The organism is Aeromonas sobria (genome assembly GCF_006243315.1).
Classification (GTDB): domain Bacteria; phylum Pseudomonadota; class Gammaproteobacteria; order Enterobacterales; family Aeromonadaceae; genus Aeromonas; species Aeromonas sobria_A.
The window spans coordinates 244,267-270,836 of the sequence record NZ_NKWE01000001.1; the positions used below are offsets into that span (position 1 = coordinate 244,267).

A 26,570-nucleotide genomic window follows, 5' to 3' on the forward strand; every position below is an offset into this window, starting at 1 on the left:
AGGAGACCCCATGCAACCATTACAAGCTGGCAGCCCCGCCCCCGCGTTCTCCCTGCCTGATCAGAATGGCAATCCTGTCAGCCTCGCTGACCTGCGCGGCAACAAGGTACTGGTCTACTTCTATCCCAAGGCGATGACCCCTGGCTGCACCACCCAAGCCTGTGAGCTGCGCAACGTCAATGCCGAGCTGGCCGCCCTCAATGTGGTGGTGCTCGGCATCAGTCCGGATCCGGCCAAACGGCTGAAGAAGTTCGAAGAGCGGGATCAGCTCAACTTCACCCTGCTGGCCGATGAGGATCACGCCGTTGCCGATGCGTTTGGCGTCTGGGGCCCGAAAAAGTTCATGGGCAAGGAGTATGACGGTATTCACCGCCAGAGCTTCCTGATCGACGAAGAGGGCAAGATTGCCCACCACTTCGACAAGTTCAAAACCAGCGATCACCATCAGGTGGTGTTGAATTTCCTCAAGGGATAACCCTCCCCTGCGTCATTGAAAGGCCTGCCACGCGGGCCTTTGTTGTCTGGCGAATAGCCTCTTGCCCGCTGATTTTTCTCACCAATCCCCGCTCAGATCAAAAAATTCATTTTATATATGGGTTAACGTGACCCCAGAATCATCTTCCAGCGAGATACCCCATGAACATGAGCAACACCGAGCGTTTGATCCTGAGCAACCAGTACGAAATCCTGGCGAAACTCAACCCTGAAAAAGCGGCTTTCTATCAACGTGCCAGCACCATCATCGAGCGCGGCTACTGCCTGCAGATCCTCGAGCTGGAGAAGAGCTTCAGCCATCTGGATCTGGCGACCTGCCAGGAAGTAATCGATACCCTGGAGCTGCACCACGCGCTGGCTATCTCATGGGGTAATCTGGATGCGGCCGATCAGGGCGAAATCAACGCCAGCCGTCTGGAGTTCAATGGCTACAGCCGCAGCCAGGAGCGTGAGCTGGCCGACTATGTCTGCTTCCTGCTGGAGGTAGACAAGCGCTTCCCTGAGCTCAAGTGCCCGTGCGACGAACTCTCCAGCGACATCGCCATGCGCGACAAATACCAGCGGATGCTGCAGGTATGGCGTCAGTGCCCCCGTCAGTACAAGCTCTCCATTCAAGAGGTCCGCAAGGTGCTGGCGGCCTGATCCTCACGCCATCACCAAGCAGCAAAAAAGGCGCCAGCGGCGCCTTTTTGTATAGAAGGGGGTTTATTCGTAGAGAAAGGATTTATCGAGCTGCTGGAAGGCGGCCTTGAGGGTATCGGCCAGCTCCTCATAGCGCGGCTGGGAGACCAGCGGACGGCGCCCCCCCTGCTCGTTCATCTTGCCGTTGATCTCCCGATACCAGCTGGCAAGAGAAGGGGACAAACGAGTATCTGCTCGATGACCGAGCCAGTAGTAGCCCTGCAGCGGCAAGCTGAGCAGAAACAGTACCGAAGTAATGACGGAAGGCCAGTAGTGCAGCTCGCCAAACTGGAACTGCAACATCACGCTGAGCACTGCCAAGGCAGGTATAACCTTGAGGGAAAATTCGGTAGCCTTGATCACCCGATTTTCAGGAAACATCGAATTGAGCTCGGGACGGCGCGGCCAAAGCGTCATATAATGACGCCCTTGCTGTAACTTGGTTCCAAAAATGTTCATGCTCATACTACCTCCGAGCGCTTTTTGAACGTAACAACGGCAAAACCGCGACAAAATTTGATGCAAAATAACAAAGGTTGAGGATGACTTTGTTATTTTTCAACAATCGGGTTATCCTTTGTACGCCCATTTTTGCGTCAAAAGCATCTCGCTATTGACCTGTCAGGGACGTCTGGATTTCGGGTCTTGTATCACTATACAAGGGGCAAGCAATAGATTGCCAACCCTCATAAGGATTAGTTGAAATTTTTTGGACGCACAACGTCCAACGCATCCGCCTACACCCCCCAATCTGCGATAGGATTTATTCATGAGTAAGCTGGTTCTTGTTCTTAACTGTGGCAGCTCTTCCCTGAAGTTTGCTGTCATTGACGCAACCACCGGTGATGACCTGCTGTCCGGCCTGGCAGAGTGCTTCGGCCTCGACGACGCCCGCATCAAGTGGAAACTGAATGGCGAGAAAGGCAGTGCCGATCTGGGCGCTGGTGCCGCTCACCAGGAAGCGCTGGACTTCATCGTCAACAAGATCCTGCCGCTCAATCCGGAACTGGCCAAAAACCTGATCGCTATCGGTCACCGTGTAGTACACGGCGGTGAGCGCTTCACCTCCTCCGTCGTCATCTGCGAAGACGTCATCGCTGGCATCGAAGCCGCCGTGCCGTACGCACCGCTGCACAACCCGGCTCACCTGATCGGTATCCGTGAAGCTCGCCGTGTATTCCCGGCGCTGGCTGACAAGAACGTGGCCGTATTCGACACCGCGTTCCACCAGACCATGCCGCAAGAAGCCTTCCTGTACGCTCTGCCGTACAAGCTCTACAAAGAGAACGGCATCCGTCGCTACGGCGCCCACGGCACCAGCCACTACTACATCAGCCTGGAAGCTGCCAAGCAGCTGAACAAGCCGGTTTCCGAGCTGAACATCATCAACTGCCACCTGGGCAACGGCGGTTCCGTCTGCGCCATCAAGAATGGCCAGTCTGTTGATACCTCCATGGGTCTGACCCCGCTGGAAGGCCTGGTGATGGGCACCCGCTCCGGCGATCTGGACCCGGCCATCATCTTCTTCCTGCACGACAAGCTGGGCATGAGCGTTGCTGATATCAACACCATGCTGACCAAAGAGTCCGGCCTGCTGGGTCTGACCGAAGTGACCTCCGACTGCCGTTTCGTTGAAGACAACTACGACAGCAAAGAAGAAGCCAAGCGTGCCATGGATGTTTACTGCTACCGCCTGGCCAAGTACATCGGTGCTTACGCCGCTGCCATGGACGGTCGTCTGGATGCCGTGGTCTTCACCGGTGGTATCGGTGAAAACTCCGCACCGATCCGTGCAATCACCCTGAACAAGCTGGGTCTGCTGGGCTTTGACGTTGATCACGACGCCAACCTGGCTGCCCGCTTCGGCAAGGGTGGCGAGATCACCAAGGCTGGCTCCACCAAGGCCCTGGTTATCCCGACCAATGAAGAGTGGGTCATTGCCCACGATGCGCTGGAACTGATTGGCGCTTAATTGATGCAGTAACTCGAGGCCGCCCCAGGGCGGCCTTTTCCTGATCCCAAAAAATGAACAAGGGGTATAAAGTGGCACGCACTATTATGCTTATCCCGGTCGGCACTGGTGTCGGCGTAACTTCCGTGAGTCTTGGCGTGGTTCGCGCTATGGAACGTCACGGTGTCAATGTCAGCTTCTTCAAACCGGTCGCTCAGCCGCGTCCGGGTGAAACCGGTACCGAGCGCTCCACCGCCGTTATCCGTGCAGCTGCCAACATCAACCCGCCCGAGCCGTTCACTCTCTCCTATGCCGAGAACATGATCAGCTCCAGCAATACCGATATCCTGCTGGAAGAGATCGTTGCCCGCTTCGAAGAGCACGTAAAATCCAGTGGTGCCGAAGTGCTGGTTGTCGAAGGCATGGTGCCGACCGACAAGCAGCCCTTTGCCAACAAGCTGAACTACGACGTCGCTAAAGCGCTGGACGCTGACATGGTATTCGTGACCCATCCGGGCCATGACTCCAGCCAGAAGCTGAAAGAGCGTATCGAGCTGGCCTGCTCCAACTTCGGTGGTGTCAACAACCCCCGGATCGTTGGTTGCGTCATCAACAAGGTCGGCGCCCCGGTTGACGAGCATGGCGTGACCCGCCCTGATCTGACCGAGATGTTCGAAGCCCATCACCACATGTCTGAAGCGGCCCACAATCTGGAAGTGCTGCAGGTATTTGGCAAGAGCCCGCTGCGCATTCTGGGTTGCATCCCCTGGAACACCCAGCTGATCGCCCCCCGTGCCAAGGATCTCGCCAAGCATCTGGCGGCCAAGATCCTGCATAAGGGTGAGCTGGACAGCCGTCGTCTGCAGACCGTGACCTTCTGTGCCCGCTCCATCCACAACATGGTTGAGCACTTCCGTCCGGGTAGCCTGCTGGTGACCTCTGGCGACCGCTCTGACGTCATCGTCTCTGCCTGCCTCTCCGCCATGAACGGCGTCAAGCTGGGTGCCCTGCTGCTGACCGGCAACTATCATCCGGAACCGCAAGTGATGGCCCTGTGTCAACAGGCTATGGCCACCGGTCTGCCGATCATGATCACCGGCACCAACACCTGGCAAACCGCAGTCAGCCTGCAGAACTTCAACGTCGATATTCCGGAAGATGACCGCGAGCGTATCGAGCTGGTGCAGGATTATGTGGCTGGCCACATCGACAAGCACTGGATCGAGTCGCTGACCGTCAGCTCTACCCGCTCCCGTCGTCTGAGCCCGCCAGCATTCCGTTATCAACTGACCGAGCTGGCCCGTCAGGCTAACAAGCGTGTTGTGCTGCCGGAAGGTGAAGAGCCACGCACCATCAAGGCTGCCGCCATCTGTGCCGAGCGTGGCATCGCCCGTCCGGTGCTGCTGGGCAACCCGGAAGAGATCCGTCGCGTTGCCGAACAGCAAGGCGTAGTGCTGAGCAGCAGTGTCGAGATCATCGATCCGGCCATGGTGCGCGAGCGCTATGTGCCGCGTCTGGTCGAGCTGCGCAAGAGCAAGGGCATGACCGAAGTGGTTGCCCGCGAACAGCTGGAAGACAACGTGGTACTGGGTACCATGATGCTGGAGCGCAACGAAGTTGACGGCCTGGTTTCTGGCGCGGTGCACACCACTGCCAACACCATCCGTCCGCCGATGCAGATCATCAAGACCGCTCCGGGCGCCTCACTGATCTCCTCCATCTTCTTCATGCTGCTGCCTGACCAGGTGCTGGTTTACGGTGACTGCGCGATCAACCCGGATCCGACTGCCGAGCAGTTGGCCGAGATCGCCATCCAGTCTGCTGACTCCGCTGCCGCCTTCGGCATCGAGCCGCGCGTAGCCATGATCTCCTACTCTACCGGTACCTCTGGCGCCGGTGCTGATGTAGAGAAAGTGCGTGCCGCGACTGAGCTGGCCAAAGCCAAGCGCCCGGACCTCATCATCGACGGCCCGCTGCAGTATGACGCGGCCATCATGGAGAACGTGGCCAAGTCCAAGGCGCCGAACTCACCGGTTGCTGGTAAAGCGACCGTGTTTGTGTTCCCTGACCTGAACACCGGTAATACCACCTACAAGGCGGTACAGCGCTCTGCTGACCTGGTCTCCATCGGCCCTATGCTGCAAGGCATGCGCAAGCCGGTCAACGACCTCTCTCGTGGTGCCCTGGTTGACGACATCGTCTACACCATCGCCCTGACCGGTATTCAGGCTGCCCAAGCTGAGTAATCAGCCCGTTACCTGAAAAAACCGATCTCGAAGGCTGCTCACCGTTGGTGAGCAGCCTTTTTTATTAATGATCCCTTAAACACCAGCGAAACATACCATCAGCGCAGTATTGCGCAGAATAATCTCATCCAGCGCACCAGCAACGACTTGAGCAGAGCATCTCGGGGAAGCGTGCTCGCCATATTAAAGATGCATATTAAATACATTCAAGATCATAAGGTTGAACGTATGAGGGCATTCATAGCGGAGCGCTTATAGCAAATTTGTCCACCATCGGCATGGCGATCTGACCTGTTAGAAATTGCAGTAAAAAAGACCCGTTCGATACGCTATTTCTCAATGTGCCGCTCGGCAACATCCACATCAAGGAGGAATGGAAATGCTGATGAAGAAGCTCTCTGCAGTCATGCTGCTGGCCTGCTTGCCCCTGTTCAGCCAACCCGTGCTGGCAGCGGAGAAAACTGCGCCCAAGCAGACCACCACAACCACTGCCGCCAAGGAGGACGGCAAACTGAATATCAATACGGCGACCCTTGCCGAACTCACCAGCCTCAAAGGCATTGGTGACAAAAAGGCGCAAGCCATCATAGATTACCGTGATAAGCAGGGAAAATTCACCTCGGTCGATCAGCTGGCAGATGTCAATGGCATAGGTCCGGCCACGCTAGATGCAAACAGGGAGATGATTGTCGTCAAATAATGTCGACTGGAACAGTTGCAAATGGGGCAGCCGGTGGCTGCCCCATTTTTCTTGGAGTATCATGGCGGCACTTTCATCTCTCTGGATAGTTTTCCATGAAAAAGACTCCTCTGATCGTTCGCAAGGCTGTGTTTCCGGTAGCTGGCCTGGGTACCCGCATGTTGCCAGCCACCAAAGCCATCCCGAAAGAGATGCTGCCGGTAGTCGACAAACCGCTGATCCAGTATGTGGTGCGCGAAGCGATCGCGGCCGGGATCAAGGAGATCATTCTGGTCACCCACTCAAGCAAGAACTCCATCGAAAACCACTTCGACAAGAGCTTCGAGCTGGAAGCGACCCTCGAGAAGCGGGTCAAACGCCAGCTGCTGGAAGAGGTACAACAGATCTGCCCGAAAGACGTCACCATCATGCACGTCCGCCAGGGCGAGGCCAAAGGTCTGGGCCACGCGGTGCTGTGCGCTCGTCCGCTGATCGGTGACAACCCCTTCGCCGTGCTGCTGCCGGATGTGCTGATCGACGAGGTTGCCAGCAACCTCAAGCAGGACAATCTGGCCGAGATGGTGCATATGTTCGAAGAGAACCAGATCAGCCAGATCATGGTGGAAGCGGTGCCCGCGAGCGAAGTGGACAAGTACGGCATTGCCGACATCAGGGGCGAGGTTCTGAGCGAGGGGATGTCCCTGCCGATGCAAGCCATTGTCGAGAAGCCGCCCCGGGACGAAGCCCCTTCCAATCTGGCGGTAGTGGGCCGCTATGTGCTCTCTTCCAATATCTGGCCACTGCTGGAGAAAACCCCGGCCGGTGCTGGCGACGAGATCCAGTTAACTGACGCCATCGCCATGCTGATGGAGCAAGAACAGGTCAACGCCTACTTCATGAAAGGCAAGAGCCACGATTGCGGCAGCAAGCTCGGCTATATGAAAGCCAATGTGCAGTATGCGGTACGTCACGCCGAACTGAATGGTGAATTTACCGATTGGCTGAAGCAGTTCGTCAAACAGTTGTAATAGCTGCAAAATCTGTTTTCTATAGAAGTATTCAAGGAGCATCATTCGATGCTCCTTTTTCATTTATGCAACATCTTATCAATCTCTGACAAATAAATTCTCAGCAAATCATAATGTTGTAATTTATTCACACATGTTCTATAAGGATTGAGGCGTGTTTCTCGCCCTTGCATAAAAAACTCAAAAAAATATAAGACACAGGTGGAAGTTCCAATGAATAACCCGTCAAAAGGGACCTTTTTAGGTCACCCTAAAGGGCTTTTTTTGCTCTTTAGTACCGAACTGTGGGAGAGATTCTCCTATTACGGCATGCGTGCCGTGCTGGTGCTCTATCTGACTGACCTGACTGCCAACGGCGGTCTGGGCTGGAGTCAGGCAGATGCCCTCAAACTCTACGGTATCTATACCGGTCTGGTTTATATCACTCCGCTGATTGGCGGCTGGCTGGCAGACACCTTCCTGGGTCAACGTCGCGCCATCCTGATCGGTGCCGTGCTGATGGCTGCGGGTCAATTCACTCTGGCACTGCCCCATGCCATGTTCCCGGATATGGTCAACACCATGTTCTACGCCGGGCTCGCGCTGCTGATCGTGGGTAACGGCCTGTTCAAACCGAACATCTCCACCATGGTGGGTGACCTCTATGAAGAGGGCGATCACCGCCGTGATGGTGCCTTCACCATCTTCTACATGGGCATCAACCTGGGTTCCCTGCTGGCAGGCGTAATCTGTGGTGCTGCCGCCACTGCCTACGGCTGGCAAGCGGCCTTCGTCGGCGCCGGTATCGGCATGCTGCTCTCTCTGGTGATCCAGGCCACCATGGCCCAGCGTTTCCTCGGCAACATAGGTCGCGTCACCGCCGCCCAGCGTGCTGCAGCCCTGCGTACCCATGAGCAAAAAGCGCCACTGACCAAGCAGGAAGTGGATCGCATCAAAGTTATTCTGGTACTGGGCCTGTTTACCATCATCTTCTGGGCCGGTTTCGAGCAGGCCGGTGGTCTGATGAACCTCTACACCCAGGAGTATACCGACCGGATGATCGGCAGCTTCGAAGTGCCGACCGCCTGGTTCCAGTCCCTGAACCCGTTCTTTATCATCACTCTGGCCCCCATAGTGGCAGCCATCTGGATCAAGCTCGGCAAGAAAGAGCCGAACTCTCCGGTCAAGTTTGCCATGGGTCTGCTGTTCCTGGCTGTCGGCTTCCTGTTCATGATCGGCGCGGTGCTGCAGCAAGGTGGCGATCAAGCAGTCAAGACCTCCATGTTCTGGCTGGTGGGTGCTTATCTGTTCCACACCCTGGGCGAGCTCTGCCTCTCCCCGATCGGTCTGTCTATGGTGACCAAGCTGGCTCCGCTGCGCCTGGCCTCCCTGATGATGGGAGCCTGGTTCGGCTTCGTTGCTCTGGCTAACTATGCAGCCGGCTTTATCGGCTCCTTCGTTGGTGAAGCGGGTCCGATTGCCATCTTCGGTGGCATCGCCCTGGCTGCGGTGCTGAGCGCCCTGATCCTGCTGACCATGGCTAACCGCCTGGTCTACTGGATGCACGGTGCCGAAGGCCCGGCCAAAGAGCCGCAAGCTCAAGACAAGAAACTGCAGTCCGCCGCCGTCTAACACGGTCAGGATTGTAAATAACAAACAGGGCGCCGATAGGCGCCCTGTTTGTTTTGGCCTGTGGTCAGGCGGCATCAGTGATGGCGTACCTGCACATCCAGCGATCCGCCGCTGTCACTACGAAACTGCAGAGCAAAGGGTTCATGCCAGCTGCGCTTGTGCAGGGCGTAGTGGCTGCTGCGCATCAAGCCAAGGGGCAAGCCGCCGGAGCGCATCAACCAGTGGGGAGAGGTGAGTCCGGCATTAGCGAACACCAGCCCATCGTGCTGATCAAACAACAGCGCCGCCATGGCAAAAGAGTGGCGCAAACCGGATGCCATCAACTGATGGTTAAGGTAGTCGAGCAACCGGTGCGGTTGGCTCAGCAACCGGCTCTGGTGCTGTTGAAACTGGCGATAGGGCACATTCATCAGAGATCGCACCAGCGCCCCGCAAAATGCCGCATCCGTGCCCATGATGGGCAGCTCCATCACCAGCACCAGCAGCTTGTCCTCCACCTTGAAGGTATCGGGGATAAACAGGTGACCCAACCCCTTGAACGTGACCTGCCAGGGGCCCCACTCCTGCAAACCTGGCGGTTTCAGCCCTGCCAGCAGACGGCTGGCGGCTTTGTCATGGGCACTGAAATAATCGATGTGATCCATCAGCTCCAGCTGCTGCGCCCGGTTAGCGCTGCCGTTAAGGGACTGCTCGATGCTGCGCTCGACCAGCGCGAAATTCTCAAGGGGCTTGAGCAGATAGTCCCGCGCACCGGCGCGCAGGGCGCTGGCGACCGCCTCCATGGTGCTCTGGGCAGAGATGACAATGACCGGAATATGGGGATAGCGAGCAGCGAGACAGGCTATCACCTCATGGCCATCCATATTGGGCATATTGAGATCGCACAGCACCACGTCGGGATGGTAGAGCGCCGCCGCCGATAGTCCTTCAATGCCATCTTCGGCCTGAAACACTGTGGCCCCGTCCCGTGCGAGGTAACTCACTAACGAGTGGCGAAAAACGGCCTCGTCCTCCACCACCAGGATCCGTAGCCCGGCTTTTGGCATCTTGATAAAAACCTTATTAGTCAACTGGTTATTTAGATACTAAGACTAGCTCAAAAGTGCGGTCAGCGCGGAAACCCTGCGCCAAAAATAGACCTGGATCCAGTTATGGCTCAATGGAGAACCCTGTTCACGAGCGGTTCATTTGCGATGTGATCCAACCCCTTCAGACCGCCATCTGAATTGTGCAAGTGGGCGCCTTAAGGGATAATGCCCCCACGTAGGACCACAAAGAACACCATGATCCCAGCCGAATACAGCGCCCTTGCTCACCCCAGATTGTCCCATCCGGCACGCAGCCTCTATACCCTGCAACTGCGCAGACTGGTGCAGGAAAATCAGCTGGCCAGGCTCAACTACCCCGAGCTTGGCCGCGCATTGGCGGTGGTCGACCCGGGTGATCCCAGCGGTTTCTCGTTTCAGGTCAATGCCCGCCAGCTGACCGAGCTGTTCGACGAGCTGATGGAGGCTGGGCTGTTGCAGGTCGAAGCACAGGCAGAGAGTGAGCACTACCATCAGTGCCCGTTTCTGCTACCGCTACTGGTCCAGAAACTGCGCAGTCCGCTGCCGGAGCGCCCCTTCCAGATGCACCTGCAGTGGCGACCGGATGAGGAGCTGCCCGCCCTCGCCCGCCTGTGCGGGGTGATCGATGCCAGCTACAGCGAAGAGGATCTGGGGGAGTTTATCGCCTACTGGCTGGGGCGCCCCGAGGTGTTCGACTCCCAGCATCAATGGATGCTCAAATTCATTCGCGCCCTCAAGACCCGCCGCTATACCCGCCGCAAGCCGATGGAGGAGCAGGGTTACCAGCAGGTGACGCCGGCCCCTGCCGAGGCTGGCCCGAGCAAACGGGCCCAGCAGATGATCGAAGAGGCCAAGCGGCTGGCCCAACAGCAAACGCAGGAACAGGAGCCGGATAATGATTGATAGCGGCCCCTGCCTGCAGGCAAAATCAACCCCCTGTCTACCCATCCCTGACCGAGCAGAAGGAGCATTCCATGACTGACCCGCAAGATCCCCTGCGCCAGGAGCTGGAAGAGATCGAAGCCAAGCGCAAGAGAATCGCCAAGGCCAAGCAGGATCATCGCATTCACGATCCCGAGCTGAGCCAGCACGTTGGCGGTCTGCTGGAGCGCATTCGTCGCCTGCAGGCCGAGACCGGCGGCGGCCAGTATGATTACGAGACCCTGCGCAAAGAGTACGATGCCAAGGCCAACGCCGAGGTGCGCGAGCTGCAGAAGACAGCCCGTCAGGAGCGGATCCAGAAGCTGATTGCCCAGGCTGACCTCAACCCCGACTGGGTGTTCGAAAAGATGGATGCCAACGATCCCGCGCTACAATATCCCGTCGAAACCGCCCGTTACTTTATCAGCGGTTTCGAGCACTGGGAGAAGAGCGGTGGCGGCTGCATGCTGATTTATGGCGACTATGGCACCGGCAAGTCGACCCTGGCGGGCGCAGTGGCACACGAGCTGATCGAACTTCACCAGAAATCGGTGATCTTCCAGCAGTGGGCCTCCATCGTCGATCGCCTCTTCTTCAACGTGATTCCCGATCAGGATGAGCGCAACCAGTACCGCCGTGCGCTGGAAGAGGTGGATCTGCTGATCATCGACGAGGTATCGGCCAACCGCGCCAAGATGGCGGAGAGCCAGTCCAGCTTCCTCGGCCACCTGCTGCGCCGCCGTCGCAACCTGTCAAAGAGCGTCATCATCATCACCAACCATACGCCCCAAAGCCTGCATCAGGCGATCGGTGATTTCAGCTACGAGGCGATCAAGGCCTTCAACCCGGTGGATATCCACCTGAGCGGCCCCAGCCGTCGCCCCAGCATCGGCAACTACAACGGCTGATGCCCTTGTCATCGGGTGCGAGTCGCTGGCGGATCGCACTCTCTCCTCCCTGTCAGCTCACAAATAGAAACAGCTCTCATTTACAGCGAGCGACCAAGCCACTAGGCTAACCCCTTTTGCCAAGGGAGCTCAGCTATGCCAACCACACTGATTTTCGGAGCCAGCCGCGGGCTGGGACGCGCCTTTACTCACCATGCCCTGAATGAGGGTCATCGGGTGGTGGCGCTGGTACGCAGCACCGAGATGGCCACCGAACTGCGCGCGCTGGGAGTCGAGGTTATCGAAGGAGATGCACTGGATCTGGCTGCGGTGCAGCAGGCCTGCATTGCGGCAGGGCAAGATGCACAGGTCGTCTCCACCCTTGGCAGCTTCCGCCAGACAGCACCGGTGGACTATCAAGGCAATCGTCATGTGATCGATGCCATGGAGCAGACAGGCCTCAAGCGGCTGCTGCTGGTCACCTCTCTCGGCTGCGGCGACAGCTGGCAATATCTGCCGGAGCGGGCCCGCGCCGCCTTCGGCCACGAGGTGCGCCTCAAGAGTCTGGCGGAGAGCTGGCTGCAGACCAGCCCCCTAGCGTGGACCATTCTGCGCCCGGCGGGCCTGCAGGATGGCGACGCCACCGGCCGCGCCGAGCTGAGTCAGGGTAAGGAGGTACACGGACTGGTGCGCCGTGCCGATGTGGCCGCCCAAGGCCTGCACCTGCTGGCAGATGACACGGCAGTGGGGCAGATCTACGCCATCGCCGATCCCGAGCTCCAGCGCGGCTAAACCTGCTCCATCTCCATCATCTTCACCGATCCAGCGCATAACAAAACGGTCAGCCTTTCGGCTGACCGTTTCTCGTTTTATTGCACGCGCCATCTCACGCGCGCTTGCACCATGGCGCTTAACCGGCGGTCGTTTCCCCCGGAATGACCTGCTGGCTGGCCACCGGCAGCGACCGCTGCCGCCAGCGCAGCAGCAGGCAGGCCAGCGCGCCGTAGAGCAGCGCCAGTCCCCACAGCTGCCACCAGTAGTGTGCCACCTGCTCAAAGCCCGCTCCCATCTGGTTGAGGCGCAGAAAACCCTCGATGGCCGGGATAGTGGGCACCCACTGAGCCAGCCAGTTGAGGGGGGCCGGGATCAGCTCCAGCGGCCAGATAAAGCCCGCCAGAAAGACCAGCGGCAGGGAGGAGAGCAGCACCACCTGAGTGGGCAGATCCCTGCGAGTAAACAGGGCCCCCAGCACCACCCCGAGCCAGCAGGTCGCCAGCAGAAACGGCAGGGTAAAGATCCACAACTCGAACGGATCTGCATGGCGAGCGATGTTGTAGTGATCGAAACAGAAGCCGAGGAAGTAGGTAATTGGCAGCACAAAAAGCCCCCCCACTACCAGCGTTCTGGCCAGCAGCAGCGGCAGTACCGGCGCGCTTTGCCAATAACCTGCTTCGCCCCGACCACTGCGCTGATTATGGGTCGCCCCCAGGATCCCCGCCCCCATCAGCAATACCTGATGCAGGATCAGCACGAACACCGCCGGCACTACGTAGTTGACGTAGCCCATGGTGGGGTTGAACACCGGCACCACATTGAGGGCCACCGCATTCCAGCCCATGGTCGCTTGCGGCAGCGCCTCGCCATGACTCAGCAGCCGCGCCACCTTCACCTGCGCGGCTAGGGTGCCACCGGCCTGCGCCAGCCCTTCGGCAATGGTGCCGTAGACCAGAAAGTAGGAAGCATCACCGGCATAGCTCAGGGTGACGCTCTTGCCCTGCATCAGATCCCGATAGAAGTGGTTGGGAATGTGCAGGATCCCGCTCGCCTCCCCGGCCATCATCAACTGGCGCGCTTCGGCCAGCGAATGGGCCCGCGCCACCAGCTTCACCTGCGGTGTGGCATCGGCCATAAACTCCAGCTGACGCGACAGCTGGCTGCCATCCTCGTTGACCACTACCACCGCCTCTTCCCGCGGCAACTGATGCAGATAGGGCTGGGGATAGAGGAACGAATAGAAAAACACACCGCCAAACAGGGTCAGCATGATGGCGCGATCCGCCAGCAGGGTGCGCAGCTCTAAACGCAACAGATCAACAAATCCAAGCATCACTGCGGCTCCTTCTCTGCTACTGCAACTACGGCTGATTGACGGGCCAGCTCTGCCTGCTGTTTATAACGGCGCACCACCAGCAGCAGGGGGAGCAGGAACAGCAATAACGCCCCCAGTTGCGGCAGCGCCGATACGAGGGGCAAACCGTAGTTGCTCTGGCCAATCTGCAGTTCAACATAATGGGAGACCGGCAACAGGCTGCGCCAGAATTGGGCAAAATCCCCCATGGCGCTCACCGGAAAGGTCACCCCCATGAAAGCGAAACCGGGCGCAGTGTAAGCCCCCGCCAGCGACAGGGCGCGCGCCGGATCCCGAATGATGCAGTAGAAAAAAGCCCCCATGGTGACGCAGGCGGCCGAGGCCAGCCCCAACCCCACCACCAGCACCAGCCAGCTGCCGTGCATGGGATAGGAGAAGCCCTTGAACAACAGCAGCGTCCAGATGATCCCCCAGCCCCAGCCAATCAGCACGTGGGGCAGCAGGGTGCGCCACAGGCCGAACCAGACACCACGGGTGGTCCAGTCCAGTCCCAGCCGATCGGTGCGGGCCAGCGCATTGAGGCCAAACAGCACCACCAGGATCTGCCACACCGCGGGCAGAATGGCACTCAGCAGAAACTGGGCATAGCTGGAGTTGAGGTTGTAGAGCGCCGTTATCTGACTGCTGATGGGCACCGACTGCCCGAGCGCTCCGGGCAGCGCCTTGCCATCGGCCATCGCCGCCAGCACGCCTACCTGACCGTTGAGGGTACCCACCACCTGCGCCAGCGCCGAGCTGACCAGCTTGGCGATCAGGATAAACTGGCCGTTGTTGAACACCGTCACCTGCGGCTGGGTGCCCTGACGGGCATCCCGCTCCAGATGGTTGGGGATCACCACCAGCGCATAGATGTCGCCGCCGCGCAGGGCGTGCGCCCCCGCATCGATGGAGTCAAATTGATTGGCCACCTTGAGCCCGGCCGAGCCATCCAGCGAGAAGGCGAGCTGGCGCGACAGCACGCTTCGATCCAGATCCACCAGCCCCACCTTGAGGTCACGGGCCAGCCCTGCCGAGAAGATCCAGCAGAGGAACCCCATCAGCAGCAGCGGCACCCAGCTCATCAGGGCGCGGCTAAACGGGTCCTGCCACAGCAGCCGAAATTCACGTCCCATCAGAGTTCGACCAGCACACTCATGCCAACCCGCAACCCGTCAACCGGTTGCAGCGGGCGGGCCTCCACCTGAAAGCTCTTCATGTCAAAGCCCTGACGGGTATCGGTGGCACGCCAGGTAGCGAAATCCCCCATCACCGCGACATGGGTCACCTTGAAGCGCACCATCTGGTCGCCAAGGCCCGGGATACGGGCATCAAACTCGGTATCCACGGTGAAACGCGGCAACAGATCTTCACGAATATGGAACTGGGCCCAGGCATCGTTCATGTCGAGCAGGGTCACCACCGGAAAACCTTGTGGCGCCAGCTCACCGCTGCGCAGCAGCACCTGGCTCACTTCGCCGCCATGGGGACTATTGATGCGGGTATCGGCCAGATAAGCCTCCACCTCGGCTACCGAGCCTGCCGCCATATTGGCTTTCTCACGGGCGGCGACCTTGGTCTCTTCCCGCGCCCCTTCCAGCGCCATCTGATATTGCTGCCACGCCATCCCTTCGCTGTACTTGGCGGCTTGCCAGGCAGTCCAGGCCTCATCACGCTTTTGCAGCGGCATCACGCCATCTCGGTGCAGACTGGCGATCCGTTCATAGGTCTTGCCACGCAGCTGGGCGGCGGCCTTGGCCTTCTGCCACTGATCCTTGGCAGCCGCGATCTGCTGGGAACGCGCCCCTTTTTCAGCCTCTTGTGCCATGGCACCTGCGGCCGCTTCACCGGCTTTGGCCTGGCTCAGCTTGGCCTCAATTTCCGGACTGGCCAGGGTAAAGACCGGCTGATCCTTACTCAGCTGATCGCCCTTTTTCACCAACACCTCGTCAATACGCCCGGGCACCTTGGAGGAGACCGAATATTGCTGCGCTTCGATCTGCCCTTGCAGATGCACCGGCTCGGGCTGATAGGCCAGCCAGAAACGCCAGCCCAGCCACACCACCAGGATCACCAACGCCAATGGCAACAACAGCGGTTTACCCTGGCTCATCTTCTTTTTGATGGGGGGATGGCTCATCACTTCACCTCGACAAACTGGCGACCCTTGACGGTCGAAACAGACATGAAAAAAGGAACAGACAGGGCCGGGATCACGAGTTCACCTCGATCACCTGACCATGCTGATATTGATTGAAACTGTTCATCTGGCCGGAGAGGGCCAGCAGACGGGCCAGCGACACCACATATTGATAAGCCGCCGCCGCGCGCTGGGTCTTGACCCCCGCCAGCTGGTTACGGGCATCCACCACATCGAGGGAGGTAGAGAGCCCCTGACCGAATGCCTTGTCACGCAGCAGCACGTTCTCCTCTGCCAGCGCCTGGGTAGACGAGAGGGACTGATACTCTTCCAGCCCTTGTGCCGCTTCGCGCCAGGTCTTCTCTACCAGCAACTCCAGATCCTGGCGGGTCTTTGCTTGCAGCAGATTGACCTGCAATTCGGCGCTCTTGGCTGCCTGCACCGTCTCGGAGCGGCCATCGCGGCTGATCAGCGGCATGCTGACGCCCACCCCCACCAGCCAGTCCGGGGCAGTCTTGGAAGCGAGCGAATCATCTTCATAGAGGTTGTAGTTGCCGAACATGAACACTTCGGGAGCATATTTGCCCTTCTCCATCCGGATCATCCCCTTGGCTTGCTCTTGCTTGGCGCTGAGCAGCTTGAGACCCGGGTGCACGTCCAACGTCTGACTTACCAGCCCGTCGAGTCCGGGCAACTCTTTATTGACGAACAGGCCACTGCCCGGCTCTGCACTCGGCAATTTGAGCATATGGCCGAGGGCCAGCTCGGCAATCTCGAGACCACGGCGGGACTTCTGGGTATCGATCCGAGCCCGGTCATAAGCCGACTGAGCAGAGAGCCGCTCCACTTTGGCGATCTGGCCCTGAGCCTCGAGCTTTTTGGCATGATCCAGATGGTGGGCCAACCCCTCCTCGATCTCCTGCTTGGTCATCACCACTTGAGCGGCCAGCACCACCCCGAAATAGGTCTGGGATAGGCTCTCGAAGGTGGCTTGCTGCTTGAGCACCAGCAATTGCTGCGCCTCGCTCACCTGCGCCTGGCGGATATCTTGCGCCGCATCGATACGACCACCGGTAAAGAGCGGCCAGAGCATCTTGACCGAGCTGGTTACCACGTTCTGCTTGGTCAGCGGGGTGACAAAATCATCCGGACTGAGGTGGAACTTCTGCATGAGTGGCGCCAACACCTGACCCAGCTCCGGATGGCTGGCAATGGGGTTGAGATCCATCATGTCCAGTTCCACCGGCTGATCGAGGTGGGTATAGCTGGCCCCCAAATCCACCTTGGGCAGATACATATCCTTGGCGGCCTCGCGCAGTTGCTTGGCCCGGTCCACCCCTGCCTGCTCGGCGGCCAACCCTTCATCCTGCTGGATGACCCGGGTCCAGGCTTCGCCGAAGCTGATGGTCTGTGCCTGCGCCGATCCCAGCACGGCTCCCATCAGACACGGCCAGAGTGATTTAATGAACCTTGACGTCATAGTTCCCCAATCCGCTTTTGTTGCATACGCGCATATGTTGCATAAATGTTTGGAGCATTTGCTCGACTTTAGCCGGCTATCATAACGCAAAGCAGGCCCACAAGTGGACTGCCAATTATGCAGACAACCGACATAGCTAGTACAGCCATCCCGCATGTGCAATCTGGCCGTTTTTCAATAACTCCAGAATTTGCAAGCCTTGGCGCGACGTTTTTTTCAGAAAAAAATGGCTGACGCTCAAATACTAACCTTTTCTCCTGCCTAAAAAATGCGTAATATACGCCGCCCTAAGCCGATGGTAACCGTGGAATGCAGATAGGTCCCCACACGCTTGAAACACCCTTGATTGTGGCTCCCATGGCCGGTGTAACAGACCGACCGTTTCGTGAACTTTGTTTACGATTGGGGGCTGGCATGGCCGTTTCCGAGATGCTGCTGGCCAACCCGGATGTCTGGGATACCCAGAAAACCAGGATGAGGATGGATCACTCTGCAGAAGGCGGTTTGCGATCGGTCCAGATTGCCGGGGCCGACCCCGAGATGATGGCGTTTGCTGCCCGCTACAACGTGGAGCAGGGCGCACAGATCGTCGACATCAACATGGGGTGTCCGGCAAAAAAAGTGAATAAGAAGCTGGCAGGCTCAGCCCTGCTGCGTGTACCCGATCAGGTCAAAGCAATTTGCCGGGCCGTGGTGGATGCAGTTGAGGTCCCTGTCACCTTGAAGATCCGCACAGGATGGGATCCGGATAACCGCAATGGCGTGGAGATCGCCCGAATCGCCGAAGATTGTGGTATCGCGGCCCTCGCCGTGCATGGTCGTACCCGTGCCTGCCTTTATCGGGGCGAAGCGGAGTACGACACAATCAGGGCGATTAAGCAGGCCGTATCGATTCCTGTTGTCGCCAATGGCGACATAGACAGCCCGGAGAAAGCCCGGTATGTCCTCGACTATACCGGTGTCGACGCCGTGATGATCGGCCGCGCAGCGCAAGGACGACCCTGGATTTTCCGGGAAATCCGTCATTTTCTTGAGACGGGCACCAAGCTGCCGCCTCCCGAAAGGGAAGAGGTTCGCACCCTGATGAACGAGCATGTAACCAACCTGCACCGCTTTTATGGTGCCTATTTGGGAGCGCGCATTGCCCGTAAACACGTGGGCTGGTATCTGGATGAAGAAGAGACGGGCCGAGAATTCCGCAAGCACTTCAATGCCCTGGATTGTGCAGACGCACAACTAGAGGCACTCGAAGCGTATTTCGATGGATTAGGTTAACAAGATAACTAAAGAGCCGACCGAATATGTTCGAACAAACCCTGACTTCTGATGCATTGGTAACAACTACTCACAATCACGCCGCCGAGCCAACCCAGCGCCCCCTGCGTGACTCTGTGCAACAGGCCCTGCGTAACTACCTGGCCCAGTTGAACGGTCAGGAAGTGATTGAACTGTACGATATGGTTCTCTCCGAAGTTGAAGCGCCGATGCTGGACGTGATCATGCAGTACACCCGTGGTAACCAGACTCGCGCTGCCGTGATGATGGGGATCAACCGTGGCACTCTGCGCAAGAAGCTCAAGCGTTACGGCATGAACTAAGCCGTAAAAGCTAAGCTATTGAAAATAAAAGCACTTTCATTCTAATGGAAGTGCTTTTTTAGTTTTGAACCCACATTTGAACCCACAACTACTGAACTAGACATCATTGTTGATGGCTCCAATGTAACGATGTTGAGCCATGTCTTTAGTCTCATTACTCCGCACCTCCTCCTTTGCTTTCATCTAATGCAAAAGAGGGCCTAGGGCCCTCTCTGTCTTACCATCTACTCTGTATCTCTACTGTCAACACTGCTCGGTAGGTTATTTGCTACACCACGAAATGCTGCCAGAGCCGCTTCAAGGTGCTCGATAATTTCATGCTGCTGCCTATCATGTCATTTTGGCTAGCGAGGGAGGCTAGATAACGCTACATTCCGCTGAACCGTCATCTTGACTCCGGTACGGGGGTTCCCTTCCAAATGAATCATGTTCAACAGGTGCCGGTCCGTGATACTCGAAAACTTTTGAGCCATGTGTCTGGCCAACGAATCACTGGCAGTAGTCAAAATCAGATTCATAGACGGCATAGAGGTCGCGACCAATCGGAAGATATCCAACATTGCCACTCGATTGAGGTCATCCAAATGCGCTATCGGCTCGTCAAGAAAGAAACTTCCTCCAGTATTCCGAGCTCTAGCTAGGTACAGCGACAAGGCCAGATCCTGACGCTGGCCCTGGCTCAACTTCCCTTCTGCGTCCAATGCAGATTCATGGCCTTCGGCGAAGACTGTCCACTTCAACGCATCTTCGCCCTCTGAGACTCCTAGGCCCTTGTAGACTTCGTTGGCATGCATTCTAGAAAACAGCTCAGCAGCTGGACTGAGCAATGGCTTGAGGCTGGAGACAGTGAAATTTTTCACATGCAAAGCGTACTGTTCAATCGCAAGATCCGCTTCAGCGATATAGCCTGTGCCGACTTTCAACTTACTGGTCAACTCAACCAACTCTTGCTCAAGCACTTTCAGCCTTGCAGAATCGTTATCAACACTAACTACCGCTTCGCATTCGTCGAGCATGCGGAAGTATGTCGCTATATCATTACCTCGCAGGCTTACCTGTTGACGCATGAGTTCGTAGGACTGCATCAACACGGGTTGATCACCAAAAAGCTCACACCAAAGGGAATCGAAACCACTGGTGGCTCCTACTGCCGCTGCAATACTCGCGTTAAGACCCGAGAGCTCGTTCGCCTTGGCCTGAACGGCTTGTAACAGCCCTTGTACAACAAGAACAAGATGAGCTCTTGCTGGCTCGTACTGGTCGAATTGCTCCTGAAAATGTTTCTTGTAGCTGTCAAAATGCTCGAGCGAGACCGATACTCGAGTTGACACACTATTAGCGGGTATAATTCCGAAGAACGTCTCCACCTCTGTAAGCTTTGCGAAAATCCGGCTTAGCTGAATCGCGGCGGTCACCCTACTGTTCAAGTTTACAAGGCCAGACACCTGCATTTCGGAGAAGTTCTGAACCCCCATAATTTCAAAATACTTAGTCCTTGTCGCGAATGACTGCAATTCTTGGTTAACTGAGTTAACGCGGGCCAAATAAGTGTCGTACGCTGATTTTTGGGTCGCGGAGAGCGCTAGGGATTTAACAGCCTCTTGCTCCTTCTGGCGAGCCTGTGACAACGCGCGAGCCGCAGCTTCAAGTGCCGGGGCAAGAACGTTCATATGCGAGGAGATTTCTAGCCGCAGTTTATTTGTCGTGCCCCAGTTGTAATTACAGAGCGGACAATGGGCATCATCATGAGCATGGGCAACTTCATTGCCCATTGCTTTCAGTTTTCCTAATACGTTAGAAAACGCGTCAAATTCTGCTTCCGCTCGGATACGCCAATTCTTTGCCACATCGGCCAGACGAACCTTTTCCTCATAGTCGATAGCAGGCACTACCGGATTGGCTATGAGATCATTTTTCTGACGCTCCAACTCCATGATTTTTTGGAAATTCGCCGACAGCAAGGCAGTTGCCTCTTTCCACTGCTCTTGCCGATCAGAACTCCACCCCAGCTCAACAAACCTAGCAGTCAGCTCGGCCTGGCTTAGATCCGCTGCCTGAAAAAACTCTCCCACGCCTTGAGCAGTAGTAGCTGATTGCCATCCTTGGAGAATTAGCAGGCTTTCATCAGCCCATTTCAGTGCTCGCTCAGCGTCAGAGACTCTCTGTTGGGCCTTGGACAACTCCGATGCTTTAACAGCCTGATCTTCGCTGGCCTGTTTTTGTTCCTGCGTGAGGACATCAACTGATTGACGGAGAGTCCCTATCTGCTGCAAAGAACTGTGGTACTGTGACCACTGTTCATACAGAGTATTCAGTACTACCAAGTGTCGCTGCTGCTTTTGACCGAGTGATTTGACACGTACCTTAGCTGCCCCCAGCCGCTCAGAAATACTTCCTTCAACTGCTGGCGGTAACGCGGTGAAAATTGAGTCAAGATTACTCTGCGCTGTATCTTTGGCTGGAGAGCTAATGGCCAGTGCTGTTTTGAGCGTTGTAATCTCAGCTCTAACACGAGCAACGCTATCAGCTAGCCCCTTTGTACTGGGGAGTGCTTGTCGGTAATCGCGCAAATCCCGCAACGTGCTGGTGAGATGGCCAAAACCCAGAATATCTGCAAAAATTTGCTGACGTTCATCAGCCTTATTATTATCAATCAACAAGGCTAAGGAGTTGGAGTAAAGCCACCGACTATTGCGCAACCACCCACGTTTCGCCTTACGCAACGCTATAGTACTTCTTCCCGAAATTGACTGCGGTGTGAGCATTCCCAGCAGATGTTCATCGTTTATCTTATTCTTTTTTCCGCCTTCTTGGGTCATCCACAATGAACTGTTGGTTCTGGTAAGTACGTGAAGCTTTCCATCAATCAAGCACTCTGCCGACACTAAAGTTCTAACTTTTCCCCACTGGCACTCCAACGCAGCCCCGTTCAGATCATCGACCTTACCTGTGATCAACCATTCCAAAGCGTAGCAGATGGTGCTTTTACCTGTACCGTTGGCTGCATGGATAACGGTTAACGGCGCATCCAACGGCACCACCAACTCATCTGGAATACCCCGAAAATTTTGGATGGTAACGGTTATGAACTTGATGGGTAGGTTATTCATTGAGATTCCACTCTTTACCATGGAGTTCGGCAAGCTTTTGACTGCCCATTTCAGCCAGCAATTCTATAAGCTGGAGGTAATTGGTATTCTCCGACGCAAAGACTACCGCGTCACTAGGTTCTTCGATGCGTTCGAGACCTAATGGCGTTATTCGCTCGTAGCGCTCCCAACCATCCGCCCCCCAAATGACAACATGCTTCCTGACAAACCTTACATCTCTCTCGATATCCAGAATGAACGCCTTGAACTCCTCAGTGACTTGGGTGGTTGCTATCACGAGATAGCCATCAATGACGAGGCCTGAACGTTCCCGTTGGACGATCAGGGCATCCAAAAACGTTTCTGCAAGCTTGGCCTGACGCAGTGCGTCAGCACTTGTATCAGTGGTAATATTGACCAACAAAATAGAGGCAAAAGAGGCCTCCCAATAACCGAGCTCATTCCCTATCGTACCATCCTGCCAATGTTGATTCGTATCCGATAGATATTGCTGGGTCGAGGCTCTGGAGAAGCCTGCATCTTCAGCTCGACGCCCTATGATTTCAATCAGCTCATTGAGCATCTAACTTCCCCTTTCGGACGAAAATATCTTTCATGAATTGATCGGGGGACGGGGCTCGTGGATCGTCATACGCCGATTCAATATCGCCTAAATTGAACATGTAAACGCTTCTCGCAATCGCAGGTTCAGTGATTGATCCCTTCGGCGCTGGTGGGCTCGTGTAATCGTATCGCCCATCACTGAGTTTCTTGTCTGTGATGTTCCCCCGACCCTGGGCAAAGACAATTAGGCTGGGATGCCCGCCCGGCTGTCGAGCCCAATCAAAAAGATCACCTTCTATTTGTCTGGCGGGATAGTTCTTGTTTGACCAGGCCATGAGGTTGACCTCTCCATGCACAGGGTCATCATGCCGAATATGCCCCTGCTGATCCGGGGAGCACCCCCACTGACTGGCGGGAGGGACGTTTAGGTAACTCAGTGCTTGGACTGTTCTCATCACGTTCTCACCAGATTTGGACAACGCCTCCAGTGAAAAATCCTCTCCCGCTCTGACACCAAACAATGTTCGATAGGTGAACTCCGAGTCGTCTGGCAGACCAGTGCTTTGCACCAAGTTATTGAGCAGATCCAGCTCTGTTTTCACAGCTGGCAGATAACCAGGGAATGGAGGATACCTATCGAAGAGTTCATGAAACTCAAGCGACACTGGTTGCATGTCGTCTGCCACAGCTCCCGCAACCAAGCGATGTGCCTTTACAGCAGCCATGGTCAGCTCTGCAGTCCAGTCGAGCGTGAACGTGATAGCACCGCTGGTGCTCCGACGCATGACACATCCAGATGGATTAACGGTTGCTGGGGTACGTCGGGTTGCGAACTCGACGTCGATCGCCGGAAAGATGCCAGTAGCACTGTACAGCTCGGTAGGACACGCTCCGACACGGTTACTGTTGGCAATCGCAGTGGCAATGGTTGAGTGTATGCGTTGACCGTAGTGATCTGAGACCGAGGTCAATACTTTTTCGAGGCTGGTGACGCTAATGGAGGCAAGGACAAGATTGGGCCGCTTCGAACGGTCCTCTTTCTGGCTAGCCATAATTCGTCGTAATTGCGACCTGGCATTTGAAATCGGGTTAGTAAAATCGTTACCCAAGGTTGGCCAAAGCACAATATCTTCAAACGCCAGACGGAGCGACACCTCACCGTGCCCGTACCCCACCTCACCGGTCTCGTTCTCCACGAGCACATAGCAGTTGAAAATACCCTGCGAGGGATCTTTGACCCAACACCAGCCTGCCCTGTAACGCAGCAGTGGAGCCGGATCCCACTCAGGGTCGATCCAAATCATGTCATCAGAATTCTTCCAATCTGCAAGCTGGGCTCCTGTCACCGCCCCACAACCTATGAAGACTACCGCTTTGCTATCGTACGTATCGACAAGATGGTGAAGTTCTGTCCAATTGCCCGGCTCTGCCACCTCGGCTCCGCCGGTAAAGATCACGGGAAGCGAGCCGAAGTTATTGAACAGCCTCCCAGTTTTGGGTTGGAGCATGCTTCGCATGAAAGGCAAAAGCTCCGTCCCCTGCAATAGGCCCAGATTGAATCGCTGATTGCGACCCAGTTTTAATTTGATGTATTCAGTCCGGATTCCGGAGATAAGCCCTTCGTCCTCCTCACTGACTATCAGATGACGTGATTGCAGAAACGCTTTTAGCTCACCAATGAGCTTCGCCGAGTCAGACTCAAACTTGAAGTAGGTCGACTTGATATGCGGATAGGCACCCACTAGCCGGGAGAGGTCATCTTTTTTATGAAGGCCAGTATGAAGGTTGTCGATCCTGGCCCAGACTAAATCACATAACTGCGCCTGAGTGAGGCTTTTCAGGGCATCATGCTTCCTCAGGGTTGCAGATCCTTTACGTGCGGCTAATGCTTTCTCTTCGAATTTTGTTCTCAGATCTTCGAAGCGTTGCCGCCCTTTCCCTGTCATGAACTCGAAAAGCTTGCCAGCAGCCCGATCGGATACTGCAACGTAGTAGCGGAACGGTTCACCTGGGGCGGATGCGATGCCGGACTTGATGGTCGCGTAAAGGAAGAATTTGCAGATCTCCTGAATGACCATGTCAAGGGAAACGATACCATTGTAGCGCTTGCACTGGATCACGCCGACAGGAGCAGAATCATCAAGCAAGATAACATCACGCCCTTGATCAGCACCGTCGTTTAGACGACGGGCCTCATCATACCAGTCTTCCGAACCATCCTGTGCTCGAGCTGTATAGAGGTCCGCCAGGAGCAGTTCAAAATGGTCATCCCCCATCCGTTCGAAGGGTAGTTGGCCGCAGTCAAACGCGAAGAGATCAGGGGTGTTAGGGTTCTCTTCTCGCAGCTGGCAGTTTTCTTCATCGCTAAAAAATTGGACATCAATAGTCGCCAAACTTTTGCTCCTTGAGCGGCCTCGACCACTCGGGTGATAGGCGCTGCCTTGACCAGATAGGTCTTGGCCCAGCTGACCAAGCTACACAGCGTGGTTTGGCGGCCACTTGGCAAGGTTTCAACCAACTGCTCGGGGGTAAAGACATAGTGCTGACAAACCCGCTCGAATACCTCGCGCAAAGAGCGGGCTGCACCATAGGCCAATACCTTGAGCACAGCAGGCATAATGGCTTCATAGCTGGGCAGGGGTTCTTTCGCCGGGTAACCAGAGCGAGACAAAACAAGAGCTTATCTTGCCACAGCACCACAGCTGGAGCCAGTTGGTATCGAGATCACTGGGAGCAACCTCAAAAAAACAGAGTCACCAAAACAAAGGGAAGGCCATAAATGGCCTTCCCCAAGACCTACCCACTTATCACGGACGAGTAGGTGCCAAAATGTTACCACAAGCGGATTTGTGGTCACGCCTTGCGCGTCAGGATTGTCGTCCACGATCGTCGTTGGGTAAATGGCTAAGTAGACATAGCCGTAGCTGCCAAGGGGGTCGGCTTCGCAGGTAAAGCCGCCGTGCTGGATAGTGATGCAGTGCTGACGTTGGGCATCCAGTTCGCCGGTCAGCAGCTTGGCTTCCAGAGCCTTGATGATCTCCGGGAAAGCCAGGTCGAGCTTGTCTATCTGCATCTGACCCCACTCACCGATCAGACTGGCACGATCGGATAGAAAATCGAGCCGGTAGTGACTTTGTATCAGACGAGCGCCAAAGCGTGGTGAGATATCACGAGGCAGACCCCAGCTGATGCTGGGGGGCGGTGTGAGAGCCTGGTGCTCTGGATGGTGTGTGGGATGGGTCATGGTCATAATTAGCGATACCTCAGTTCAATGCAGATGATGGTGCCGGGCACGTTGTGGCGCTGGCGTAGTCTGGTCAGGTGCTCTGGAAGGCCGGTCAGGCTTGCCAGTCGCCCTCGGTAGAGCCGGGAGAGATTGACGTAGTCGGGATAGCTCACGGTGATGGTCACCTGATGCCCTGGCTGCCAACGGCCAAACAGGAGGGCTTTGGCCTCCTTGATGGTGGTGATGCCGGGAGCGGGTAACGTCTGCCGGTTGCGCAGATGCAACTTGTTAAGCTCGGGAGCATAGCGATGCACCTCAAGTCCAGTGATAAGACGGGTCATGTTCGGTGACTCCAAAGATGTAAAGGGCCAGCCTGTGAGGGCTGGCCCTTTATGCTGTGGGTGGATGAGCGAGACAGTGGGGCGTCAACGAGCGCAGTCAGCCATATCATTGAGCACTGGCTTGCAATTGAGCCGGTCCAGCAGGTGCAGCGAGCCGTACTGGGCCACCAGCCGGTCGATAGCCATCTGGGCACAGGCCGTTCTACTGGGCTTATTCTCGGGTATGGAGTAACGAGCGGTGAGCCAGCCACCGAGCAGCGCGATGCGATAGCCACTCGGGATGTGGGTGAGCGAGGTGCCGATGCCCCTCCCGTGAATGAGGAAAGGCACTGCCTGCCCGCCGATGTCGATATCCATGCGTTGGCCCTTTAGCTCAAAGGTGGTGAACTCGCCGGTTTGCGGATGTTTGCCTGGTACCTTGATGGCGATGTTCTTAGCCAT

The 26,570-nt window shown here is 56.4% G+C and carries 24 protein-coding genes and 1 pseudogene; 12 read left to right on the forward strand and 13 right to left on the reverse strand.

Annotated features, from left to right (window positions below; genetic code table 11):
* Positions 1 to 10: 10 nt before the first annotated feature.
* Positions 11 to 475 (forward strand): thioredoxin-dependent thiol peroxidase, encoded by a 465-nt coding sequence (bcp, locus tag CF137_RS01160; RefSeq protein WP_139717318.1) that lies wholly within the window; start codon positions 11 to 13, stop codon positions 473 to 475.
* Positions 476 to 636: 161 nt separating this feature from the next.
* Positions 637 to 1,137, forward strand: coding sequence for a YfbU family protein (locus tag CF137_RS01165; protein ID WP_139717320.1), 501 nt, complete (start codon positions 637 to 639; stop codon positions 1,135 to 1,137).
* 63 nt (positions 1,138 to 1,200) lie between these two features.
* Here the strand turns inward: CF137_RS01165 and yfbV are convergent, their stop codons facing one another.
* On the reverse strand, positions 1,201 to 1,641 hold the full coding sequence (gene yfbV, locus CF137_RS01170; protein WP_042018563.1) for a terminus macrodomain insulation protein YfbV: 441 nt from the start codon (positions 1,639 to 1,641) through the stop codon (positions 1,201 to 1,203).
* A 304-nt stretch (positions 1,642 to 1,945) separates the two neighbouring features.
* Between yfbV and CF137_RS01175 the strand changes: the two genes are divergently transcribed.
* The 5 genes from CF137_RS01175 (at position 1,946) to CF137_RS01195 (ending at position 8,691) form a co-directional block, all read left to right on the forward strand.
* Positions 1,946 to 3,148: an acetate kinase gene (locus CF137_RS01175; RefSeq protein WP_042018565.1), complete on the forward strand. Its 1,203-nt coding sequence runs from the start codon at positions 1,946 to 1,948 to the stop codon at positions 3,146 to 3,148.
* Positions 3,149 to 3,201: 53 nt separating this feature from the next.
* On the forward strand, positions 3,202 to 5,373 hold the full coding sequence (gene pta, locus CF137_RS01180; RefSeq protein ID WP_042018566.1) for a phosphate acetyltransferase: 2,172 nt from the start codon (positions 3,202 to 3,204) through the stop codon (positions 5,371 to 5,373).
* Positions 5,374 to 5,752: 379 nt separating this feature from the next.
* Positions 5,753 to 6,073, forward strand: coding sequence for a ComEA family DNA-binding protein (locus tag CF137_RS01185; RefSeq protein ID WP_139717323.1), 321 nt, complete (start codon positions 5,753 to 5,755; stop codon positions 6,071 to 6,073).
* A 95-nt stretch (positions 6,074 to 6,168) separates the two neighbouring features.
* A complete protein-coding gene (gene galU, locus CF137_RS01190; RefSeq protein ID WP_139717325.1) occupies positions 6,169 to 7,080 on the forward strand; it encodes a UTP--glucose-1-phosphate uridylyltransferase GalU in 912 nt (303 codons plus the stop codon).
* Positions 7,081 to 7,293: 213 nt separating this feature from the next.
* Entirely contained in the window at positions 7,294 to 8,691 is a 1,398-nt protein-coding gene (locus CF137_RS01195) for a peptide MFS transporter (protein WP_139717327.1), read from the forward strand.
* A gap of 74 nt (positions 8,692 to 8,765) precedes the next feature.
* Here the strand turns inward: CF137_RS01195 and CF137_RS01200 are convergent, their stop codons facing one another.
* On the reverse strand, positions 8,766 to 9,737 hold the full coding sequence (locus CF137_RS01200) for a response regulator (protein ID WP_139690827.1): 972 nt from the start codon (positions 9,735 to 9,737) through the stop codon (positions 8,766 to 8,768).
* A gap of 237 nt (positions 9,738 to 9,974) precedes the next feature.
* Between CF137_RS01200 and CF137_RS01205 the strand changes: the two genes are divergently transcribed.
* The 3 genes from CF137_RS01205 (at position 9,975) to CF137_RS01215 (ending at position 12,358) form a co-directional block, all read left to right on the forward strand.
* Complete coding sequence (locus tag CF137_RS01205; protein WP_139717329.1) at positions 9,975 to 10,661, forward strand: DnaT-like ssDNA-binding domain-containing protein; 687 nt, start codon at positions 9,975 to 9,977, stop codon at positions 10,659 to 10,661.
* Positions 10,662 to 10,732: 71 nt separating this feature from the next.
* Positions 10,733 to 11,587, forward strand: a complete 855-nt coding sequence (locus CF137_RS01210) for a DnaA ATPase domain-containing protein (RefSeq protein ID WP_139717331.1) — start codon at positions 10,733 to 10,735, stop codon at positions 11,585 to 11,587.
* Positions 11,588 to 11,722: 135 nt separating this feature from the next.
* Positions 11,723 to 12,358, forward strand: a complete 636-nt coding sequence (locus tag CF137_RS01215; RefSeq protein WP_139717333.1) for an NAD(P)-dependent oxidoreductase — start codon at positions 11,723 to 11,725, stop codon at positions 12,356 to 12,358.
* A gap of 118 nt (positions 12,359 to 12,476) precedes the next feature.
* Here CF137_RS01215 and CF137_RS01220 read toward each other — a convergent pair whose 3' ends face one another.
* From CF137_RS01220 to CF137_RS01235, 4 genes are all read right to left on the reverse strand, one after another.
* A complete protein-coding gene (locus CF137_RS01220) occupies positions 12,477 to 13,673 on the reverse strand; it encodes an ABC transporter permease (protein WP_139717335.1) in 1,197 nt (398 codons plus the stop codon).
* Positions 13,673 to 14,827, reverse strand: coding sequence for an ABC transporter permease (locus CF137_RS01225; protein WP_139717337.1), 1,155 nt, complete (start codon positions 14,825 to 14,827; stop codon positions 13,673 to 13,675). Before CF137_RS01225 ends, CF137_RS01220 begins: the two co-directional genes overlap by 1 nt.
* A complete protein-coding gene (locus CF137_RS01230; protein ID WP_101318056.1) occupies positions 14,827 to 15,831 on the reverse strand; it encodes an HlyD family secretion protein in 1,005 nt (334 codons plus the stop codon). The genes CF137_RS01225 and CF137_RS01230 overlap by 1 nt, the downstream gene beginning before the upstream one ends.
* 73 nt (positions 15,832 to 15,904) lie before the next feature.
* Positions 15,905 to 17,311 carry a TolC family protein gene (locus CF137_RS01235; protein WP_162515781.1) on the reverse strand — a complete coding sequence of 469 codons (1,407 nt, stop codon included), beginning with the start codon at positions 17,309 to 17,311 and terminating at the stop codon, positions 15,905 to 15,907.
* A 309-nt stretch (positions 17,312 to 17,620) separates the two neighbouring features.
* Here CF137_RS01235 and dusB point away from each other — a divergent pair, with 309 nt between their 5' ends.
* Positions 17,621 to 18,586, forward strand: coding sequence for a tRNA dihydrouridine synthase DusB (gene dusB / locus CF137_RS01240; RefSeq protein WP_101323741.1), 966 nt, complete (start codon positions 17,621 to 17,623; stop codon positions 18,584 to 18,586).
* Between the two features lie 26 nt (positions 18,587 to 18,612).
* The gene (gene fis / locus CF137_RS01245) at positions 18,613 to 18,909 is read left to right on the forward strand and encodes a DNA-binding transcriptional regulator Fis (RefSeq protein ID WP_005906654.1); all 297 of its coding nucleotides are present in this window, start codon (positions 18,613 to 18,615) and stop codon (positions 18,907 to 18,909) included.
* A gap of 344 nt (positions 18,910 to 19,253) precedes the next feature.
* Here the strand turns inward: fis and CF137_RS01250 are convergent, their stop codons facing one another.
* From CF137_RS01250 to CF137_RS01280, 7 genes and pseudogenes are all read right to left on the reverse strand, one after another.
* Positions 19,254 to 22,019: an AAA family ATPase gene (locus tag CF137_RS01250; protein WP_139717338.1), complete on the reverse strand. Its 2,766-nt coding sequence runs from the start codon at positions 22,017 to 22,019 to the stop codon at positions 19,254 to 19,256.
* Positions 22,012 to 22,581 (reverse strand): hypothetical protein, encoded by a 570-nt coding sequence (locus CF137_RS01255; protein ID WP_139717340.1) that lies wholly within the window; start codon positions 22,579 to 22,581, stop codon positions 22,012 to 22,014. Before CF137_RS01255 ends, CF137_RS01250 begins: the two co-directional genes overlap by 8 nt.
* On the reverse strand, positions 22,571 to 24,955 hold the full coding sequence (locus CF137_RS01260) for an ABC-three component system protein (protein WP_193556549.1): 2,385 nt from the start codon (positions 24,953 to 24,955) through the stop codon (positions 22,571 to 22,573). The genes CF137_RS01255 and CF137_RS01260 overlap by 11 nt, the downstream gene beginning before the upstream one ends.
* 44 nt (positions 24,956 to 24,999) lie before the next feature.
* Positions 25,000 to 25,179, reverse strand: a pseudogene (locus CF137_RS01265) (winged helix-turn-helix domain-containing protein); the annotation flags it as partial.
* Positions 25,180 to 25,242: 63 nt separating this feature from the next.
* Entirely contained in the window at positions 25,243 to 25,812 is a 570-nt protein-coding gene (locus CF137_RS22365; RefSeq protein ID WP_275066009.1) for a type IV toxin-antitoxin system YeeU family antitoxin, read from the reverse strand.
* Between the two features lie 2 nt (positions 25,813 to 25,814).
* A complete protein-coding gene (locus tag CF137_RS01275) occupies positions 25,815 to 26,129 on the reverse strand; it encodes a hypothetical protein (protein WP_139717345.1) in 315 nt (104 codons plus the stop codon).
* 84 nt (positions 26,130 to 26,213) lie between these two features.
* Entirely contained in the window at positions 26,214 to 26,570 is a 357-nt protein-coding gene (locus tag CF137_RS01280) for a hypothetical protein (RefSeq protein ID WP_139717347.1), read from the reverse strand.